Source organism: Pseudobutyrivibrio ruminis (assembly GCF_015057245.1).
Lineage (GTDB): Bacteria > Bacillota > Clostridia > Lachnospirales > Lachnospiraceae > Pseudobutyrivibrio > Pseudobutyrivibrio ruminis_E.
In genome coordinates, this window is the sequence record NZ_SVET01000003.1 from 151,568 (window position 1) to 172,507 (window position 20,940).

Below are 20,940 nucleotides of genomic sequence, written 5' to 3' on the forward strand. Positions count from 1 at the left end.
TCAGCAAATATAATTATCTACATTTCAGAGAAAAAATCAATACTTTTTTCACATTTTTAACACAATTTTTTCACAAAAAAAGAGGACCTCCCGAAGGAAGTCCCCTAATTTACTAGCTATTCAACTAGTCTGCGCGAAACGAATAGATAAACTATTAATTATCTTTAGTATTAACCTAAGATTGAAAGTACACCCTGAGTTGCCTGGTTAGCCTGTGCAAGCATTGCCTGACCTGCCTGAGCAAGAATGTTATTCTTGCTGTATGTAACCATCTCATCAGCCATGTCTGTATCACGGATACGAGACTCAGCAGCGTTAGTGTTCTCAACTACGTTATCTACGTTAGCGATTGTGTGCTCTAATCTGTTCTGGATAGCACCAAGTGAAGATCTCTGTGATGATACCTTTGAAACAGCGTCAGCGATTGCATCGATTGCGTATGTAGCAGCCTTACCTGTAGCATCAGCAACATTAAGTCCCTGGATACCAAGTGAAGCAGAGCTCATATCTTCGATTGTTACACCAATCTTGTTTGTCATATCAGCATCAGAACCAACATGAAGATTGAATGAAAGGTCTTTCTGAACTTCAGCTGTTCCCTTAGTCATTGTGAATGTAACATTCTTTCCATCTGCAGCACTAGGCATTACATTTGTTGTAGCTGCTGCTGATGATCCATCATTATTTGTTATTGCAGTTGAGTCCCACTTAACTGATGCTTCAGCAATAACTTGGTCAGCACCAATTGAAGAAGCTGTTCTAAGCTCATTAGCTATAAGCTGGTAAGCCTTTGCAGCTGTAATAAGTGTTGCATCCTTTGAATCTACACCTGATGAAGGTCCATTTGCTGCCTGGTCATTAAATAATGTTACAGACTTGCCATTGTACTCAATTGTTGAACCATTACTTGCAAACTTGCTGATTGCAGCTGCTGTAATCTCAGATGTATTAACATTAGTAGCTGAAGCAATTGTAAATGACTTGCCATCAATCTTAATAACTTCACCATTATTAAGTTTTGTAGCGCCAAGAATAGTCTTTGCATTAGCAATCTGATCTGCTGTAGTAGCGCCCTGAACACCGATTGTATACTTTGTTCCACCAATTGTGTATGTATCGCCCTGTGCTAAAGCTTTAACTGTAAATGTAGCTTTAGTTGTGTTCTGAGTAAGTGTTCCATCAAGACCTGCATCATGAGCTTTAATCTGGATTGTCTTTGTACCATAATCGCCCTTAAGAAGATATGTCTCGTTGAACTTTGTTGTCTCAGCAACACGATCGATTTCTGTTGTAAGCTGATTAATTTCGTCCTGGATTGAAGAACGATCAGACTCACTGTTTGTTCCGTTTGAAGCCTGTACTGCAAGCTCGTTCATTCTCTGAAGCATTGAGTGAACTTCTGTTAAAGCACCTTCAGCTGTCTGCACTGCAGATACACCATCCTGTGCGTTTGTAGAAGCCTGATCAAGACCTCTGATCTGCTTACGCATCTTCTCAGAAATTGAAAGACCAGCTGCATCATCTGCTGCACGGTTGATTCTATAACCTGAAGATAACTTCTCAGTTGACTTTGCCTGATTGCCTGATGTGATGTTAAGCATTCTAGAAGCGTTAGCTGCTTGCATATTGTGTTGTACTACCATAAATTCTACCTCCTTGTAGATACTCCCTGGATTCCCTTCCTGGGAGAAGTGCCTTTGCACTCATATTGTTAATAAATTACATCTATAATAATTACAGCACTCGCGCGACATGCCATAAATTATTATCCTCATTAACGGATAGTAGTATGCACTTTAAGCCCTAAAACTAGTATTCAATTTTCAATATCCTGTGCATGAAAAAATCCTATTGCGATTGCAATAGATAAATAGAAAAAGATTATTGATTATCCGATCCTTAACATCCTTGTCCTGGTCCGAAATATAAGTTATGTGATTATGATGTGTTAACCTGGATAAACGAAATCCGTTTCATTTACCGCTTGCAAATATTGTATCGGATCAATTTTCGAATTACTTAACCCCTATTTAGAAATTTTTTTATAAATTTTTATTTCAGTTCTAAATATCTGGATTAAGAGTTCTTTTTGACCCTTACACAGACTTTATCGGAAGCTTATTCTGAAACTTAACCCCTTTTTGAAGAAATTTTAAAAAAATTATTATCTCGTTACAAAAAATGGTGATACAGCAAGCTCTCCCGCTATCTGTATCACCATTATAACATCATTTTTCAGTTGTAACCGTTTTTCACCGAAAAGTCATAGAAATCTTTTTATTGTTACTAATACAACGCTATTACTTCTGCAAATCTAGGAAGCGCTAACTCCACAACTCCTCTTTCCGGCGTATAAATTACACCTTTCTTCATCAATCTCTCTCTGTATCTAGGGAAGCTTGTATTAGGTATTCCAAGTTCCTGGCAAATATTAGAAACAGTATTACTCTTAGGACCTACAGTTCTTATAATCTCTTTATCCTTATCTGTAAGACCTTCCCATATTTTTTTGTAGACGAAATCATCTAATAAATCATCCAACTTAGAAAGTATATCCTCAAAGGATAAAGTATCTCTGTATTCAAAATATAGCATTCCCAGAGCTTGGAATGCAAAAGCATATCCTTTTGTCACCATTGCCATATCGTGAGCTTCCTCTATCTCCATATTAAAGATAGTTTTATATTGCTTTGTTATTTGGGGAATACTTAATGGCTCCATTTTAATCTTAGGTGTTCTAAGCAAAAATGTAAGCGCTGGGTCGTTTTGAATAGCATATATATTTTCATACAAACCTGTCATCAGAAGAAATAGATTATAATCTTTTCTAATAAATATCTGAAACTGACTTGCAAAATGCCTCATATTATCATTAGGCATAGCCTCGTCTATTGTCACAAGCACCTTCTTGTTTTTCTTTTTTAGAGAAGAAAGAATACTTTCTATGATACTAACCTCATCCTGCGGCTGAGAGCTTCCATTAATTCCAACACCAAAACCTGCTACAGATATATTAAAACCTGTCTTCATTAAATCAGGTAATTTTTTGCAAGCATCAATTAATCTTTGCGCAAAATCTGCTACTAAATCCTGTGTTGAGTTTAAATCAACAACTACCCAACTTTCATCTTCTGAAAGCGTATTTGCTATAGTTGTCATAAGTACAGTCTTACCACTCCCCCTAACACCTTCTATAAGATAAGCCTGACTTATAGGATTATCTGACTCAAAGCTACTGATTATAGTTTCTGTACTTTCATATCTATAGATATATTCACCCGGTTGTTTTCCAAAAGTAAGAGTAAATGGATTATCCTTTTTCATACTATGACCTCCATCATGCATTCTTTCTATGTGTTAACTTTATCATAATTTATCATAATTTGCTAGTTTTATCATAATTCAACATAAAACGTCATAATGTGTTATTTTTATCATAATTCAACATAAAACGTCATAATGTGTTATTTTTATCATAATGCAACATAAAAGGCTTCCCCTAAGGGAAGCCATCCATTATCTATCTTTTCCATAGATGTATGTTGCAAAGTAAATCACACTGGCAATGATTACAATCATTGGGCCTGTGGCCATGTCTGTGAAGTATGATACAAACAAGCCTGCCACACCAGAGAAAATACTGAATATCATGGAAAGGTATGTGTACTCTCTAAAGTTTTCAGAGATGTTGCGACTGCTGGCTGCTGGAAGTATAAGCAGCGCATTAATAAGAAGGATTCCTACCCACTTAATTGAAAGCATTACCAGAAGTGCTATAAGCACTGCAAAAGCATCTTCCATTACTCGCACTGAAATGCTACGGCTCTTTGCAAGGGTAGCATGAATGCTAATTGCAGTAAGTCTGTTGATGCTGATACACCAGAAAATTAATATCACTACAAAAAGTACTATCAACTGGATAATCTCTGCAGTGGTGATTGACAAAATATCTCCTACCAATATAGCTGAATAATTTGCAAAGCTTCCACCCCTGGACAAAATAGCAAGACCAAGGGCTGTAGCACAGCTTGCAAATACTGAAATCAATGTATCCGAAGAGCTGAGGCCCTTTCTGCTGATGTAATTAAGAAGCAATGCAAAGCAGATTCCAAATATAATCATGGAAATTGTGGTGTTGGCAATGCCCATAATAACACCTGCAGCAATTCCAGTAAGTGCTGAATGACCAAGTGCATCGCTGAAATAGGCCATGCGCTTTTGCACTATCATTGTGCCTACCATTCCAAACAATGGGGAAATCAAAAGAATTGCAATTGTTGCCCTTACCATGAAGGCGTATGAAAACATTTCGTTAAACATTTGCATTCACCTCCACTTCTCCTACAGCACCCTTGCCAAAAACATGCTTAAATGCATCAGTTTCGAAAACCTGCTTTGGCTTACCTGCTGCGGTAACTGTCTTATCTATAAGAATGACATTGTCAGCATATTTATATACGTAATCCAAATCATGACTTACAAGGATGATTGCCAAATCATGAGTCTCTTTTAAATATCTCATCTTTTCATAAAAGGCATCCATACCGTTTTTATCAATACCTGACACAGGCTCATCCAATAGTAGTAAGTTTGGAGTATCGTGCACAGCCATAGCAAGAAGCACTCGCTGAAGCTGCCCTCCAGAAAGTGTACCTACAGGCTGGTCAATAAGCTCTGCCACATCAAACTCTGCCAAAGCTTCCTTTACATGGTCGTGCTCTTTTTTGTTTCTGAAGAGAATAGGTAGCTTGCCAGTGAAACTTTGAAACATATCATATACAGATAATGGTGTAGTCCTATCGATGTTAACTGTCTGTGGAACATAGCCTATTTTAAGCCCCTGCATATTGTTATTCATTTTATTTTTAAATTGAATTTCACCTGTATAAGGAACTTCACCTAGTATTGCTCGGATTAAAGTTGATTTTCCAGCACCATTCCTTCCGATAATGGCTGACATTTGACCACAATGCACATGTAGATTTATATTATCTAAAACCTGCTGATCACCAAAAGCAACACCTAGATTTATGAACTTTATACAGTGGAAACCACATGGAATAATTTTCTTCATATTTTTCCTTATATACTACAAACTATTCTTAATTACAGCGTAGTTTTTATTTAATACAGTAATGTAATCCAAGCCACTATAATCGCCATGAACTAATGTCTCAAGATAAACTACCTTAGCATCTGTCTGCTCTGTGATAAGCTCGCCCATGGCATGACCATAATCGTATTCTGCAAAAACAACCTGTACATTGTTTTCATTGATTGCATCAATAAAATCGCTGACCTCACCTGCACTAACCTGGCGTTCTTCATCAAGGTCCATTGTAGCTACTATATTAGCTCCAAGAGACTGGGCTGTGTATGCAAAGGCTTCATGAAGCACTGCAACATTAGCACCAGCAAGAGTTTCATCAAGTCCCTGGTTGTCTATCTGTGAATCCATAACGCTTACAAATGTATCAGCATTTGAAGCATAGACGCTTGCATTGCTTGAATCCAAAGCTGCCAATCCATCAGCAACAGCCTGCACCTGACCAGCATAGATTTCTTCGCTCATCCAAATGTGACTATTAGCACCTTCATCATGATGATGTTCTTCTGAAGTTCCATGGCTATGGTCTTCTTCCTCTTCTTCTGATTCTTCCTCGATGATGACAGGATAATCCTCCTCTACTGCCTCGAATGTATCAATAATAGGAAGATTAGGATATGCCTCAACAACATCTTCCAAATATCCTTCCATGCCACCGCCATTTACAATAAGAACATCTGCCTTTGAAAGATTCTTCATATCCTCTGTGGTGAGGGTGTAATCGTGAAGGCAGCCTGTGGTAGGCTGAGAAAGATTCTGCACTGTAACTCCATCTGCATCACCAACTACATTTATTGTAGCAAGATATACCGGATTGCAACTGGTCATTACAAGAAGTTCAGAATCATCACTTTCCTTGTTATTTAGTTTTACATAAAAAAATGTGCCACCCAGCAGCACCACACTAATAGAGATGAGCAGTAGTAGCACAAATAAATATTTGCTTTTCTTCATTAATCGAGATCCTCTACATCAGTGAGACTTGCTTCGTTTTCAATGACCTGATCCAAGAAATCCTGGATTGTATCAAGTCCTTGTTTTGTCTGTGATGAAAATGGAACAATTATTGTATCTTTGTCAGCTCCAAGCCCCTCTCTAAGAATTTTAATCTGCTTGTCTAGCTGACTACGTTTGATTTTATCTGCCTTTGTGGCGATGACGATTGGATCGTAGCCTACATAGGCCATCCACTCAAACATCTGCTTGTCGTTTGCCGATGGTGTGTGTCTGATATCCACCAAAAGGAACACCGCACGAATCATATCGGATGTGTTCAGATAGGTTTCTATCATCTTGCCCCATCTCTCACGCTCCTTTTCAGAAGCCTTAGCAAAACCATAGCCCGGCAAGTCCACTACGTAAATTTCATCATTGATATTGTAGAAATTTATGGTCTGGGTCTTTCCAGGCTGAGCTGACACTCTGGCAAGTGATTTGCGGTTCATTACCGCATTTATAAGTGACGACTTCCCTACATTTGACTTGCCAACGAATGCTACCTCAGGTAAATCATTCTTTGGAAGTGTGGATGTAGGGCCGCACACTGTTTCAAGATTGCATGATCTGATAACCATTATGCACTCTTTTCCTTTTTATCCTCGATTGAAACAACGCTTGCTTCTGCATCTTTGTCGATAAGGAGAAGGTTATTATCAACCATTTCTTTGTTTACTGTGATTTCTGTGATTGACTCATCAGATGGCACATGATACATGTAATCCATCATAACGCTCTCAACTATAGCGCGAAGTCCACGAGCACCAGTCTTTCTTTCGATTGATTTCTTTGCAATCTCACGAAGTGCCTCGTCCTCGAATTCAAGCTTAACGCCATCCATCTTGAACAATGCCTGGTACTGCTTTGTAAGAGAGTTCTTTGGCTCTCTAAGGATACGAACCATATCGTCCTCTGTAAGCTCATTTAAGGATACATTGATTGGCACACGTCCGATGAACTCAGGAATGAGACCAAACTTAATGAAGTCCTGTGGAAGAGCCTGCTGAAGAAGCTCGTCAACCTTTTGCTTATTTTTATCCTTAACATCTGCGCCAAAACCAATCTGGCTAACATCTGTACGCTGAGAAATAATTTTATCTAAGCCTTCAAATGCACCACCGCAGATAAAGAGGATGTTCTTTGTATCGATGGCAATTGTCTCCTGCTGAGGATGCTTACGTCCACCCTGAGGAGGAACATTTGCAATAGTACCCTCGATAATCTTAAGAAGAGCCTGCTGAACACCTTCACCGGAAACATCACGTGTGATTGATACGTTTTCTGATTTCTTTGTAATCTTGTCAATCTCATCGATATAAACGATACCGATTTCTGCTTTCTTTACATCAAAATCAGCAGCCTGAATAAGCTTTAAAAGAATGTTTTCAACATCCTCACCAACATATCCGGCCTCTGTAAGTGTTGTAGCATCTGCAATAGCAAATGGAACACCAAGTACACGTGCTAATGTCTGTGCCAAAAGAGTCTTTCCTGAACCTGTAGGTCCAAGCATAAGAACGTTACTCTTCTGAAGCTCCACATCGATGTCATCTGGATTAGCCATGATGCGCTTATAATGATTGTATACCGCTACAGAAAGAACCTTCTTTGCCTCGTCCTGACCAATAACATACTGATCAAGAAAAGCCTTCATGTCCTCTGGCTTCTGAAGATTGATTTCGATTGAATCTGTCTCAGGAGCTGGACCGAAGTCGTCTAACTCTTCTACGATAATTTCCTGGCAGATATCTACGCACTCGTCACAGATAAATGCACCATTTGGTCCAGCAATAAGCTTGCGAACCTGATTTTGTGTCTTTCCGCAGAAAGAACAACGAACTCTATCATCGTTTCTTGCCATAATTACCTCTTTAAACTCTAACTACCCCTACTAACTATATATCGGTGAATTAGTTCTTCTTTGTAATAATCTCATCAATAAGACCATAATCAAGTGCTTCCTGAGCATCAAGCCAATGATCACGCTCTGTATCAGCACAAACCTGCTCGTATGGCTTTCCTGTGTTTTCAGCAAGCATACGGTTGAGCTTTTCTCTAGTCTTTAAGATGTTCTTTGCAGCGATTTCGATTTCTGTAGCCTGTCCTTTAGCTCCGCCAAGTGGCTGGTGAATCATAATCTCTGAGTTTGGAAGTGCAAAACGCTTGCCCTTCTGTCCACCTGCAAGAAGGAATGCACCCATAGATGCTGCCATACCAATGCAGATAGTAGATACATCACACTTGATGTACTGCATTGTGTCGTAAATAGCCATACCAGCTGTAACGCTGCCGCCTGGGCTATTGATGTAAAGATGAATATCCTTGCTAGGATCCTCTGATTCAAGGAAAAGAAGCTGAGCAACTGTAAGAGATGCTGTAGTCTCATTAACCTCCTCACCTAAAAATACGATACGATCCTTTAAAAGACGTGAGTAAATATCATAAGAACGCTCTCCACGAGAATTCTGTTCAATGACATAAGGAATTGTAGCCATTTTTGTCCTCCTTCGAATATAAACCTAGCCCGAGCGTATGCTCAGGCTAGTGTATTAACTTCCTAGATGTTTTTCAACACAAGGATATTATATATGTTTTTAAATCTAATGTCTTTGATTTTACAAAATTTTAATACTTTTATAAGATGTCAGACACTAATTATTCTGCGTCATCAGCCTTCTTTGTTGTCTTCTTTGTAGTAGTCTTCTTAGCTGTTGTCTTCTTTGCTGGCTTCTCCTCAGCTGCATCTGCCTCAGCATCATCAGCCTTCTTTGTAGCCTTCTTTCTAGCAGATTCCTTAACGTTGTCCATGATAAGCTCGATTGCCTTTTCGATAGCAATATCCTTCTTCATAGACTCCTTCTCAGACTCACCAACAAGGTTCTTGATCTGATCAAGTTCCATGCCGTACTGCTTTGACATTTCCTCAAGCTTAGCATCAACGTCAGCATCAGCTACTTCGATGTTCTCTGCCTTTGCAATTGCCTCAAGTACAAGTGAAGACTGTGTACGTGAAAGTGCATCTGGGCGAACCTGCTCACGGAATGAATCCATTGTCATACCTGTGAACTGCATGTACTGCTGAAGTGAAAGACCCTGCTGTGCCATGTTGTTAGCGAAGTCGTTAATCATGTTTTCTACCTGATAGTCAAGCATTGCATCAGGGATTTCCATCTCTGAATCCTCAACGATCTTTGCGATAGCTTCGTCTTCCTGTGCACGACGGCCTTCTGCCTTCTTATTGTTCTCAAGACGTTCCTTAACAGAAGCCTTGTACTCTTCTACTGTTTCGAACTCTGTAGTATCTGCTACATACTCGTCATCAAGCTTAGGGATATCCTTACCCTTTACTTCGTGGATGTGGCACTTGAATACTGCTGGCTTACCTGCAAGATCCTCTGCCTGATAGTTCTCAGGGAATGTAACCTCAACGTCTACATCCTCACCAGCCTTGTGGCCGATAAGCTGATCTTCGAAACCAGGGATGAATGAACCTGAACCAAGCTCAAGATCATAGTTTTCGCCCTTACCACCTTCGAATGCAACACCATCAATGAAGCCTTCGAAATCGATAACAGCTGTGTCACCCTTAGCAGCCTTGCCTGTCTTTGTAACTGTACGAGCAGCTCTCTCAAGCTCTGCCTTAATTGTGTTGTTAACTTCTGTAGCTGTAACCTTTGAATCAATCTTTGTTACAGATACACCCTTGTACTTACCAAGCTTAACTTCTGGCTTAACAGCAACTTCTGCTGTGTAGATGAAGTCCTTGCCCTTTTCGAGCTGAGTAATATCAATCTTTGGCTGAGATACGATATCAAGCTTTGACTCGTCATAAGCCTGTGGATATGTATCCTGCATAATAATATTAGCAGCGTCCTCATAGAAAATCTCTGCACCATACATCTTTTCAATCATGTTCTGTGGTACCTTTCCCTTACGGAAACCAGGAACAGAGATGCTGTTTTTCTGCTTATTATATGCCTTTGTAATAGCCTTTTCTAACTCAGCTGCATCAACTGTGATAGTGAGCTTTGCCATGTTCTTCTCAAGATTTTCTACCTGTACGTTCATTTATTAATATTCCTCCTCTAACATATATATAGGTAGACTATAAAGTCTTTTATGTACGTTATACTACGCAGACTGACAAATTATATCAGACTTAAGCCTCATTTTCAATAGCTGTAATCATATCAATTCTTGTCTGGTGTCTTCCGCCGCCTTCAAATTCTGCCTCTAAGAAGCTTTTAACAATATCCTTTGCAAGCTCGTTTCCAACGATTCTAGCACCGAAAGCAATCATGTTTGCATTGTTGTGCTGGCGGATAAGACGAGCTGTTGTAGTCTCTGAACAAACTCCGCAGCGAATGCCCTTGATTTTGTTGGCTGCAAGTGAAATACCAACACCTGTACCACAGATAAGAACGCCTAAATCAACCTCACCTGAAGCTACCATACGAGCGGCCTTTGCGCCATACTCTGGATAGTGACAGCTCTCATTTGAATCTGTTCCTATATTAATAACCTCATGTCCAAGGCTTTCAATATATTCCTTTACCTCGTTTTTTAAATCTACACCCGCATGATCATTTGCAATTACGATTTTCATTTTTATTCTCCTTTTATATCTTTTGTAGGTACTTTATTTATGTCTGTTCCATATAATTTGTAAATCCTGTAACCAAGAAGAATGATGGCTTCCAAGAATCTTTTGAAGATAATCTGGATTTCTTCATGCCACTTTTTAACTGGCTGAACCATTACCGAACGAATTCCCGCTCTATTAGCTCCCCACACATCTGTGAGAATCTGATCTCCCACAAAGATTGTGTTAGTAACATCTGTGCCCATCTGTTCCATGGCCTTTTTGTAACCAGCTGTGCCAGGCTTTCCTGCCTTATAAATGTAAGTACAGTATTCTACTGCCTCTTTAAAGGTCTTTACTCTAGGTTCTTTGTTATTAGATAAAAGTAACGCCTGAAAACCTATTTCATGAAGTTCTTTAAATAAAGCCTTAGCTCTATCATCTGCTGGTGCATTATGTGGGACAAGTGTATTGTCCACATCAAAAATAACTCCTCGATATCCTTCTTCGTATAATTTAGCGAAGTCGATATCGTATGTGCTCTTAATATAGTCTTTTGGATATAAATTTCTTTTACTCATAGGCTCGATTTTAGCACAATAAAAAGAGCACATCAATTGATGTGCTCATAAATTGCTATTATAATGAGAAATTTTCGGTTCCTCTGACTGGTGTAGTTTCTGAAGTGCTGGTAGCTTTGTTAGCTACAAAGTACTGATAACGATGGATTGCTGAATCCTTTTCCATGTCGCTGACTGCCTTTTCAACATCAAGAGATTTGATATCGCTATCTGCTCCCTTCATATCGTATACAGTGCCTGGCTTGTACTGAGTAGCAAAGTCGTAAGAACCAAATGTCTGATTGTTTCTAGCGGCTGCGATGTCCTCCTCAGTAACTGAAGCTGATGAAGACTCCTCAGGAACGTCTGTAGTAGTTTCTTCAACAGACATTGAACTGAGTTCAGGCCTAATTCTTATGGAATTTTGATCATAAAACCCAACGGATGGGCGAATACCTGAAATGTTCATTAATAATAACTCTCCATATTTGCTTACATATCTTATATCGGCCAGATAAGCAAATACTTAACCCCTTCTACTAAATGAGTTTATTTATCCAATACCCTCTTCAACTCATCCATGAATGTATCAACATCCTTAAACTCACGGTAAACTGATGCGAAACGCACATAAGCAACAGGATCAACTGTCTCGAGATGCTCCATAACAATCTCTCCGATTTTTGTGCTAGGAATTTCTTTTTCTTCTAATGAAAAGATTTCTGTTTCGATTTCGTCTACTACTTTTGAAATCTGAGCTGCAGCAACAGGACGCTTACGACATGCAATAAGTACGCCTTTTTCGATCTTTGTTCTGTCGTATGGCTCGCGGTTGTTATCCTTTTTGATAACAATCAAAGGAATTGTTTCTACCTTTTCGTATGTTGTAAAACGCTTGCCACACTCTGGACATGAACGTCTACGTCTGATTGATGTGTTGTCATCTGCAGGTCTTGAGTCGATTACGCTAGTATCGTTACTACCACAAAAAGGACACTTCATAAAACCCTCCCTAAAAGTATACTAATCCATAGTCCGACAGTTACGCTTACAATCCTTAGTGTTTCAACGCTCAGCCAAGAATGCTTCGCTTAAGAAACCAAAGAGATTGTCTGCTACTGTCTCCTATAAATAGCAAGATTTGATATATGATTTTATTACATACCACAATATATAGTTATATTTTATCAAACACCGCTTAAGAACGCAACAAAAAACCCCGCACATTTCTGTGCGGGGTAAAAAGTCAAATCTTATGAGTAAAGATCTACTAACTTCTTAAGGTGAGCGTAACGCTCCTTAGCTGTCTCCTCGTTGAGTGCGAAGAGTCTCTCAGCACGCTCTGGGAATGCCTTTGTAAGACGAGAGTAACGTGTCTCGTTTGCAAGGAAATCCTGATACTTGCTGTAGTCACCTTCCTTAGAAGTAAGAGTGAATGGATTCTTTCCTTCCTTCTTAAGGTCTGGGTTGAATGAGAAGAGGTTCCAGTAACCAGCCTCTACAGCCTTCTTCATCTCATCCTGGCAGTGGTTCATACCGCCCTTAACACCGTGAAGCTCACATGGAGCGTATCCGATGATAAGTGAAGGTCCGTTGTAAGCTTCTGCCTCAGCAAGAACCTTAACAGCCTGAGCCATGTTAGCACCAAGAGCGATCTGTGCTACATATACATAACCGTATGACATAGCGATTTCAGAAAGAGACTTCTTAGACATCTCCTTACCTGATGCAGCGAACTGGCAAACTTCACCGATGTTAGAAGCCTTAGAAGCCTGTCCACCTGTGTTAGAGTACATCTCTGTATCGAATACCATAACGTTAACGTTCTCACCAGAAGCAAGTACGTGATCAAGACCGCCGAATCCGATATCGTATGCCCAACCGTCACCACCGAAGATCCATACAGACTTCTTAGCGAGGTAATCCTTAAGAGCAAGTGCTGCCTTAGCGTCCTCAGAACCGTTCTTCTCGAGCTCAGCTACGAGTACGTCTGTTGCTGCACCGTTCTCACGTGTGCTGTTGATTGTCTCTTCGAACTTAGCAAATGCTGCCTTAAGCTCTGCAGAACCAGCCTCAGCTGCCTTCTTAGCAGACTCGATAGCGCGCTCGCGGAGGTACTTCTGTCCTACTTCCATACCCATACCATGCTGAGCGTTGTCCTCGAAGAGTGAGTTACACCATGCTGGACCCTTCTTAGAATCCTTGTTAACTGTGAATGGTGATGTAGCTGCAGGACCACCCCAAATTGAAGAACATCCTGTAGCGTTTGAAATATACATATGCTCACCAAAGAGCTGTGTAATAAGTCTAGCGTATGAAGTCTCTGCACAACCTGCACATGATCCTGAGAACTCAAGGAGTGGCTGGTTGAACTGAGAACCCTTAACTGTAAGGTCAGAACCTGCTGCTTCCTTACGTCCAACATTAGCTACTAAGTAGTTGAATACTGGCTGCTCGTCTGCTTCTTCTGCCTGTGGAACCATTGTGATAGCACCAACTGGACATACAGTTGTACACTCACCACATCCCATACAATCAAGTGGAGAAACTGACATTGTGTACTTAAGCTCAGAAGCCTTTGGCTTTGTATCAGCAAGCTTGATGTTTGCTGGAGCTGCCTTAACCTCGTCCTCTGTAAGAAGGAATGGACGGATTGTAGCATGTGAACATACGAATGCACACTGGTTACACTGGATACACTTTGTCTCATCCCATGTAGGAACTGTTACGGCTGTACCACGCTTCTCGTATGCAGAAGCACCAAGCTCGAACTGTCCGTTAGGGTTGCCAACGAATGCAGAAACTGGAAGTGAATCACCATCCATCTTAGAGATAGGCTCAAGGAGATTCTTAACCATCTTAACGAGCTCTGGACGACCCTCAAGCTCAGCCTTAGGAGCGTCTGGAGTAGGGTTCTTCCATGAATCTGGAACATTTACCTTATGTACAGCGTCAACACCAGCATCGATAGCGTTGTAGTTCATCTGTACAACATCGTCACCCTTCTTGCCGTATGACTTCTTAGCAGCTGCCTTCATGTACTCAACAGCCTGGTCGATAGGCATTACATCAGCAAGCTTGAAGAAAGCTGACTGAAGGATTGTGTTTGTACGCTTACCCATACCGATTTCGATAGCCTTGTCGATAGCGTTAATTGTGTAAAGCTGTATGTTGTTGTCAGCGATGTACTTCTTTGCCTCAGCGTTAAGGTGCTGCTCGAGCTCCTCATCTGACCACTGGCAGTTGATCATGAATACTCCGCCTGGCTTAACGTCCTGAACCATCTTCATGCCCTGTGTAACGTATGCAGGGTTGTGGCAAGCTACGAAGTCAGCCTGGTTGATATAGTATGGAGACTTGATTGGGTTGTCACCAAATCTCAAGTGAGAAATTGTAACACCACCAGTCTTCTTTGAATCATACTGGAAGTATGCCTGGATGTACTTATCTGTGTGGTCACCGATGATCTTTGTAGAGTTCTTGTTAGCACCTACAGTACCATCACCACCAAGACCCCAGAACTTGCACTCCTTTGTACCAGGAGCTGATGTAATAGGAGCTGGCTTAACCTCTGGAAGTGAAAGGTTTGTAACATCATCAACGATACCGATTGTGAAACGGCTCTTTGGAGCATCCTTCTCTAATTCCTTGTATACAGCGAATACTGATGAAGGTGGAGTATCCTTAGAACCAAGACCGTATCTACCACCGCAGATAACGATGTCGTTAAGACCTGCTTCACGAAGTGTTGTAGCAACATCAAGGTAAAGAGGATCAGCAAGAGCACCTGGCTCCTTTGTTCTATCAAGGATAGCGATCTTCTTAACTGTCTTAGGAAGTGCTGAAAGGAATGCCTCTGAAGACCATGGTCTGTAAAGACGTACCTTAAGTACACCAACCTTCTCTCCGTGTGCGTTTAAGTAATCGATAACTTCTTCTGCAACGTCGTTGATAGAACCCATAGCGATGATGATTCTGTCAGCGTCAGCAGCACCATAGTAGTTGAAAAGCTTGTAATCTGTACCAAGCTTTGCATTTACCTTGTCCATGTACTTCTGAACAACTGCTGGGAAGTTATCATAAGCTGTGTTGCAAGCTTCTCTATGCTGGAAGAAAACGTCTCCGTTTTCGTGTGAACCACGCATTGTAGGATGCTCTGGATTAAGTGCGCGAGCTCTGAACTCTGCGATTGCATCCATGTTAACCATTTCTTTAAGATCTGCATAATCCCACTTTTCAATCTTCTGAATCTCGTGAGATGTACGGAAACCATCAAAGAAGTTAAGTACTGGAACATGTCCCTCGATAGCTGCAAGGTGAGCTACTGGAGCAAGATCCATAACTTCCTGTGGATTTGTCTCGCATAACATAGCGAAACCTGTCTGACGACAAGCGTAAACATCGGAATGATCACCAAAGATGTTAAGTGACTGTGTAGCAACTGTACGAGCTGATACATCGAATACACAAGGAAGCTGCTCTGCAGCGATCTTGTACATATTAGGGATCATAAGAAGAAGTCCCTGTGAAGCTGTGAATGTAGTTGTGAGTGCACCTGCACCAAGTGAACCGTGAACGGCACCTGCGGCACCTGCCTCAGACTCCATCTCTACAACCTTTACTTGATTTCCAAAAATGTTTTCAAGGCCTGCTGCTGACCACTGATCAACAAAGTCGGCCATTGGGCTGGATGGTGTGATAGGGTAAATAGCAGCGACGTCTGTAAACGCATAAGCAACGTGTGCTGCAGCCTGGTTACCATCCATAGACTGTTTTGCTCTTGGCATTTTTAAATCCTCCTTATTATATAGGACATTTTATAGTTACTAGGATTGGAGAATATAACACCGGCCCCAACCCCACAATGTCGTAAGTTTATGATAGAACTAATGAAAAATTTTTTCAACAGAACAAGGTATCATTTCTGTTTATTTTAGAGTACAAAATTGTAAATTTTTTTTGTTTTTGTCCTCACAGGCGGACATTTGTCTTCCATGGAGTTACATGTCAAAAAAACTTTCTTCCAATTGCAAAAAATCAGCATATTTATTCAAATAATTTTATTGACTAACGGAACTTTGTTAAATATAATTTTAAAAAATTTATGTTCATTAAAGAAAGAGAGGTTGTTTTATGGCATCGATTATTGGTGATGGCATTACTTTCGACGACGTCTTACTGGTTCCTCAGTATTCGGAAGTAACTCCAAATCTTATTGATCTTCACACTAACTTAACTAAAAAAATTAAACTCAACATTCCTATGATGAGTGCTGCTATGGATACTGTTACAGAATCCCGCATGGCAATCGCTATGGCTCGTCAGGGTGGTATCGGTATCATCCACAAGAATATGTCTATCGAAGCTCAGGCTGAAGAAGTAGACAGAGTTAAGCGTTCTGAGAACGGCGTTATCACTGACCCATTCTTCTTAGGACCAGACAACACACTTGCTGAAGCAAACGAACTTATGGGTAAGTTCAGAATCTCAGGTGTACCTATCACAAAGGAAGACGGCACACTTATCGGTATCATCACCAATCGTGACCTTAAATTCGAAACTGACTTTTCTAAAAAAATTAGCGAATCAATGACCTCAGAAGGTCTTATCACAGCAAAGGAAGGTATCTCTTTAGAAGAGGCAAAGGAAATTCTTGCAAAGTCTCGTAAAGAAAAGCTTCCTATCGTAGACGAAAACTTCAAGCTCAAGGGACTTATCACAATTAAAGATATTGAGAAGCAGATTAAATATCCTAACGCTGCAAAGGATGACCAGGGTCGTCTTCTCTGTGGTGCTGGTGTTGGAATCACCGGAAATATGATGGAGCGTGTTGAAGCCTTAGTTAACGCTCAGGTTGACGTTATCGTAATGGATTCAGCTCACGGTCACTCAAAGAACATTATCGATGCTGTAAAGAAAGTTAAGGCTGCTTACCCTGATCTTCAGGTTATCGCAGGAAATATTGCTACTGGCGATGCTACTCGCGCTCTTATTGAGGCCGGTGCAGACGCCGTTAAGGTTGGTATTGGACCTGGTTCAATCTGTACAACACGTGTTGTTGCAGGTATTGGTGTTCCACAGATTTCTGCAATCATGGAATGCTACGAAGTTGCAAAGGAATACGGTATTCCAATCATCGCTGATGGCGGTATCAAGTACTCAGGTGATATGACAAAGGCTCTCGCTGCTGGTGGTTCAGTATGTATGATGGGTTCAATGTTTGCAGGATGTGATGAAGCTCCTGGTTCATTCGAGCTCTTCCAGGGTCGTAAGTACAAGGTATACCGTGGTATGGGTTCTCTTGCAGCTATGGAAAACGGTTCAAAGGATCGTTACTTCCAGGAAGGTGCAAAGAAGCTTGTTCCTGAAGGAGTTGAAGGACGTGTTGCTTACAAGGGAAGCCTTGAAGACGTTATCTTCCAGCTCGTTGGTGGTATCCGTTCAGGTATGGGTTACTGTGGTTGCCCTACTATTCCAGAGCTTCAGGAGCGTGGAAAATTCGTTAAGATTTCCGCTGCTTCACTTAAGGAATCTCATCCACATGATATTCACATCACAAAGGAAGCTCCTAACTACTCAGTAGAAGGCTAATCTAAATAAATAATACAAAAAGCCAGACTGTTACGGCTACAAGCCTACTGATTTCTCCGCTCGATGAAATATCTCGCTTGAGAAATAGTAGAGCTTGTTACCTACAGCCTGACTTTTTTTGTTTGTGTAAAATATCTACTTTATAGATTCGAACTCGGCCACTATCTCGCGTTCTGGTGCTGGTGTAAGCAAGCTTACAACTACGCAAAGAACAAGGGCTACGATGAAACCTGGAAGTAATTCGTAGATTCCAAATACACCACCAAGTGGTTTGATAAGAAACTTCCAAATAAATATCATTACACCGCCACCGATCATTCCTGCGATGGCACCATATCGATTTGCTCTCTTCCAAAACAGCGCCAAAAGCATTATTGGTCCAAATGCTGCGCCAAATCCTGCCCATGCAAATGAAACAATTCCAAATACAGAGCTATTAGGGTCTCTTGCAATGATTACACCTACAACCGCAATAGCGATAAGAACTATTCTTGCCATTACCATCTGCATATGCTCTGAAAGTTCAATTCCAAAAGTCTCATGCAAAATGTTTTCTGAAACTGATGAAGAGGCTGCAAGCATCTGCGAATCACAGGTAGACATTGTGCATGCCAAGATACCTGCAAGAATTACACCTGCTAAAAGTGATGCTAAAAATCCATGCTCTGCTAATGTCTGAGCAATGATAACAATAGCTCTTTCTGAATCTTCAAGCTCTGGAAGTGCCCCTGCATGCACCATTGTTCTTGTCATAACACCGATAAAAATTGCAACGCCCATTGCAATAAATACCCAAACGGTAGAAATGCGACGGCTAAGCTTAATCTTTTCTGGATCCTCGATTGCCATAAATCTAAGAAGGATATGTGGCATTCCAAAATATCCTAATCCCCATGCCATGGTTGAGATAATTGTAATCAATCCACCATATGACACGCGACTGCTTGTTGCAAAATCATAAGTTGCAAGAAGGCTAATATAACCATCAAGTGAAAGTGAATAATCCTGAACAGTAGCTACTCCTCCTACAGTTGATAAGCCAAAACAAACAACTGCAATAAGAGCTACCGTCATAATAATTGACTGGAGAAAGTCTGTAACTGATGCTGCAGTAAATCCACCTGTAGCTGTATAGCCAATGATTACTGCTGCAGATACAAGCATCGCGATTGTGTAATCAAGTCCAAACAAAGATGAGAAAAGCTTGCCGCATGCAGCGAATCCAGAACCTACATAAGGTACAAAGAATACTACAATGATAAGTGATGATGCCACCATCAAGATGTGGCTTTTGTCTCTGAATCTATGTTCAAAGAAATCTGGTATTGTAACCGAATTGTTTTTCTCAGAATATTTGCGAAGTCTTTTTGCAACGATTAACCAGTTTACATATGTTCCAATTCCAAGACCAAGTGCTGTCCAGAACACATCACAAATACCTGATGCATAAGCGATTCCAGGAAGACCCATCAAAAGCCATGAGGACATATCCGATGCTTCAGCACTCATTGCTGTAACAAATGGTCCAAGCTTTCTACCACCTAAATAATAATCGCCAATAGTCTGATTGTCCTTTGCAAAAGTGGCACCCATAATAAGCAATGCCGCAAGGTACACTACAATTGCAATAACTATTCCTAGTGTTGCCATTTTATTCTCCTCTACTTAAGATAATTTGATAAGAACTGTCTAGTTCGTTCCTCCCCTGGATTGTCGATAACCTGAGCCGGAGTTCCCTGCTCAGCTATCACTCCGCCATCCATGAAAATAATTTCATCTGATACTTCTCTTGCAAAACCAATTTCGTGTGTAACGATAATCATGGTTGTGTGATTGTCAGCAAGCTCTCTGATAACCTTTAAGACTTCCCCTGTAAGCTCTGGGTCAAGAGCTGATGTAGGTTCGTCAAAGCAAAGGATGTCAGGTTTGAGTGCAAGAGCACGTGCTATTGCTACTCTTTGCTGCTGACCGCCAGATAACTGGTGCGGATAGTTATCCATTCTATCCGAAAGTCCCATTTTATTCAAAAGAATTTTTCCCTCTTCCAAAATTTCAGCCTGACTTTTGCCGTTATTTTCAAGCTTTGGAGCCAAAATAACATTTTCTAAAGCTGTATACTGAGGGAACAGATTGAACTGCTGGAATACCATTCCGAAGTGCAATCTCTTTTCTCTTAAATTCTCATTTTTTCCTGGTTTATTGTTGCCATCAAAAAGAAGATTTCCATTAACAGTAATTGTTCCTGAATCTGGAGTTTCAAGGAAGTTTAAGCATCTAAGTAAGGTTGTCTTACCACTTCCAGAGCTTCCAAGAATAGAAAGAGTCTGCCCCTTTTCCATATCAAAGCTAATGCCCTTTAGGATTTCTTCTCTATCAAAACTTTTTCTAATATCTTTAACTTCTAATATCGCCATAGTTCACATCCATTATTTAAAGTAGTCTAATTTCTTTTCTATGTAGCCAAAAAGTAATGTAAGCAATCCGCTGAATATCAAATAGAATACGCCAGTGTAGAAAAGTGGCCAAATGATTCCAGCACTCTTTATAAATCTCTCGCCTTCCCAAATAATTTCATAAAATGCGATAACTCTGGCAAGAGATGTATCCTTTACAAGGGTGATAACTTCGTTTGAGATAGGTGGAACAATTCTCTTTACTACCTGAAGAAGTATGATTCTGAAGAAGGTTTGCTGTCTTGTAAGTCCAAGCACCGCGGCAGCTTCATATTGTCCCTTTGGAATAGATTGGATTCCTCCACGGAAGATTTCACTGAAATAGCATGCATAATTGATTACAAAGGCAACAAGCGCCGCTGTGAATCTGCCTGAATCTCCTGAACCCCACAAATTTACGCCAAAGAATATGCCAGGGCCGTAAAAAATAATCAGCAGCTGTAACATAAGCGGAGTACCTCGAACCACCCATATGATAAATCTTATAGGCATTCTCACTACAGAGGTCCTGCTCATGGAACCAAAGCTAATTATCAGCCCCAGTGGTAAAGAGAATAATAAAGTTAGTGAAAAAAGCTTTAGGGTTCCGAAGAACCCCTCTAAAAGCGATATTGTAACCGTTGAAAACATGTTGTTAATAATCCTTTTTAT

17 protein-coding genes and 1 pseudogene are annotated in these 20,940 nt (G+C 40.5%); 1 reads left to right on the forward strand and 17 read right to left on the reverse strand.

Features of this window, described 5'->3' with window-relative positions; genetic code table 11:
- Positions 1-170: 170 nt before the first annotated feature.
- From E7274_RS04435 to nifJ, 14 genes and pseudogenes are all read right to left on the reverse strand, one after another.
- Positions 171-1,643: a flagellin N-terminal helical domain-containing protein gene (locus E7274_RS04435; protein ID WP_304174067.1), complete on the reverse strand. Its 1,473-nt coding sequence runs from the start codon at positions 1,641-1,643 to the stop codon at positions 171-173.
- Between the two features lie 643 nt (positions 1,644-2,286).
- Positions 2,287-3,324: an ATP-binding protein gene (locus tag E7274_RS04440; RefSeq protein WP_304174069.1), complete on the reverse strand. Its 1,038-nt coding sequence runs from the start codon at positions 3,322-3,324 to the stop codon at positions 2,287-2,289.
- A 192-nt stretch (positions 3,325-3,516) separates the two neighbouring features.
- Positions 3,517-4,320, reverse strand: a complete 804-nt coding sequence (locus E7274_RS04445; RefSeq protein WP_304174071.1) for a metal ABC transporter permease — start codon at positions 4,318-4,320, stop codon at positions 3,517-3,519.
- Entirely contained in the window at positions 4,313-5,074 is a 762-nt protein-coding gene (locus E7274_RS04450; protein WP_304174073.1) for a metal ABC transporter ATP-binding protein, read from the reverse strand. The genes E7274_RS04445 and E7274_RS04450 overlap by 8 nt, the downstream gene beginning before the upstream one ends.
- A gap of 15 nt (positions 5,075-5,089) precedes the next feature.
- Complete coding sequence (locus E7274_RS04455) at positions 5,090-6,061, reverse strand: metal ABC transporter substrate-binding protein (RefSeq protein ID WP_304174075.1); 972 nt, start codon at positions 6,059-6,061, stop codon at positions 5,090-5,092.
- Positions 6,061-6,681: a ribosome biogenesis GTP-binding protein YihA/YsxC gene (yihA, locus tag E7274_RS04460; protein WP_304174077.1), complete on the reverse strand. Its 621-nt coding sequence runs from the start codon at positions 6,679-6,681 to the stop codon at positions 6,061-6,063. Before yihA ends, E7274_RS04455 begins: the two co-directional genes overlap by 1 nt.
- Positions 6,681-7,967 (reverse strand): ATP-dependent Clp protease ATP-binding subunit ClpX, encoded by a 1,287-nt coding sequence (gene clpX / locus E7274_RS04465; protein WP_304174168.1) that lies wholly within the window; start codon positions 7,965-7,967, stop codon positions 6,681-6,683. Before clpX ends, yihA begins: the two co-directional genes overlap by 1 nt.
- A 46-nt stretch (positions 7,968-8,013) precedes the next feature.
- Positions 8,014-8,598, reverse strand: a complete 585-nt coding sequence (clpP, locus tag E7274_RS04470; RefSeq protein ID WP_304174078.1) for an ATP-dependent Clp endopeptidase proteolytic subunit ClpP — start codon at positions 8,596-8,598, stop codon at positions 8,014-8,016.
- 250 nt (positions 8,599-8,848) lie between these two features.
- A pseudogene (gene tig, locus E7274_RS04475) lies at positions 8,849-10,171 on the reverse strand (trigger factor); the annotation flags it as partial.
- A 91-nt stretch (positions 10,172-10,262) separates the two neighbouring features.
- Complete coding sequence (rpiB, locus tag E7274_RS04480; protein ID WP_033154529.1) at positions 10,263-10,709, reverse strand: ribose 5-phosphate isomerase B; 447 nt, start codon at positions 10,707-10,709, stop codon at positions 10,263-10,265.
- A gap of 2 nt (positions 10,710-10,711) precedes the next feature.
- The gene (locus E7274_RS04485) at positions 10,712-11,266 is read right to left on the reverse strand and encodes a YqeG family HAD IIIA-type phosphatase (protein WP_304174079.1); all 555 of its coding nucleotides are present in this window, start codon (positions 11,264-11,266) and stop codon (positions 10,712-10,714) included.
- A 58-nt stretch (positions 11,267-11,324) separates the two neighbouring features.
- Positions 11,325-11,714: a hypothetical protein gene (locus E7274_RS04490; protein ID WP_304174081.1), complete on the reverse strand. Its 390-nt coding sequence runs from the start codon at positions 11,712-11,714 to the stop codon at positions 11,325-11,327.
- An 80-nt stretch (positions 11,715-11,794) separates the two neighbouring features.
- Positions 11,795-12,247 carry a transcriptional regulator NrdR gene (gene nrdR / locus E7274_RS04495; RefSeq protein WP_033154531.1) on the reverse strand — a complete coding sequence of 151 codons (453 nt, stop codon included), beginning with the start codon at positions 12,245-12,247 and terminating at the stop codon, positions 11,795-11,797.
- A 251-nt stretch (positions 12,248-12,498) separates the two neighbouring features.
- Positions 12,499-16,032, reverse strand: coding sequence for a pyruvate:ferredoxin (flavodoxin) oxidoreductase (gene nifJ, locus E7274_RS04500; protein WP_304174083.1), 3,534 nt, complete (start codon positions 16,030-16,032; stop codon positions 12,499-12,501).
- Positions 16,033-16,378: 346 nt separating this feature from the next.
- Between nifJ and guaB the strand changes: the two genes are divergently transcribed.
- Positions 16,379-17,836, forward strand: coding sequence for an IMP dehydrogenase (gene guaB / locus E7274_RS04505; RefSeq protein WP_304174085.1), 1,458 nt, complete (start codon positions 16,379-16,381; stop codon positions 17,834-17,836).
- Between the two features lie 135 nt (positions 17,837-17,971).
- On the opposite strand, the gene E7274_RS04510 is transcribed toward guaB, so the two are convergent.
- The 3 genes from E7274_RS04510 to E7274_RS04520 are packed head-to-tail and all read right to left on the reverse strand — an operon-like array spanning position 17,972 to position 20,919.
- On the reverse strand, positions 17,972-19,486 hold the full coding sequence (locus tag E7274_RS04510; protein WP_304174087.1) for a sodium/proline symporter: 1,515 nt from the start codon (positions 19,484-19,486) through the stop codon (positions 17,972-17,974).
- A gap of 11 nt (positions 19,487-19,497) precedes the next feature.
- Complete coding sequence (locus E7274_RS04515; protein WP_044938284.1) at positions 19,498-20,250, reverse strand: amino acid ABC transporter ATP-binding protein; 753 nt, start codon at positions 20,248-20,250, stop codon at positions 19,498-19,500.
- 12 nt (positions 20,251-20,262) lie between these two features.
- Positions 20,263-20,919 carry an amino acid ABC transporter permease gene (locus tag E7274_RS04520; protein ID WP_044938287.1) on the reverse strand — a complete coding sequence of 219 codons (657 nt, stop codon included), beginning with the start codon at positions 20,917-20,919 and terminating at the stop codon, positions 20,263-20,265.
- Positions 20,920-20,940: the final 21 nt, after the last annotated feature.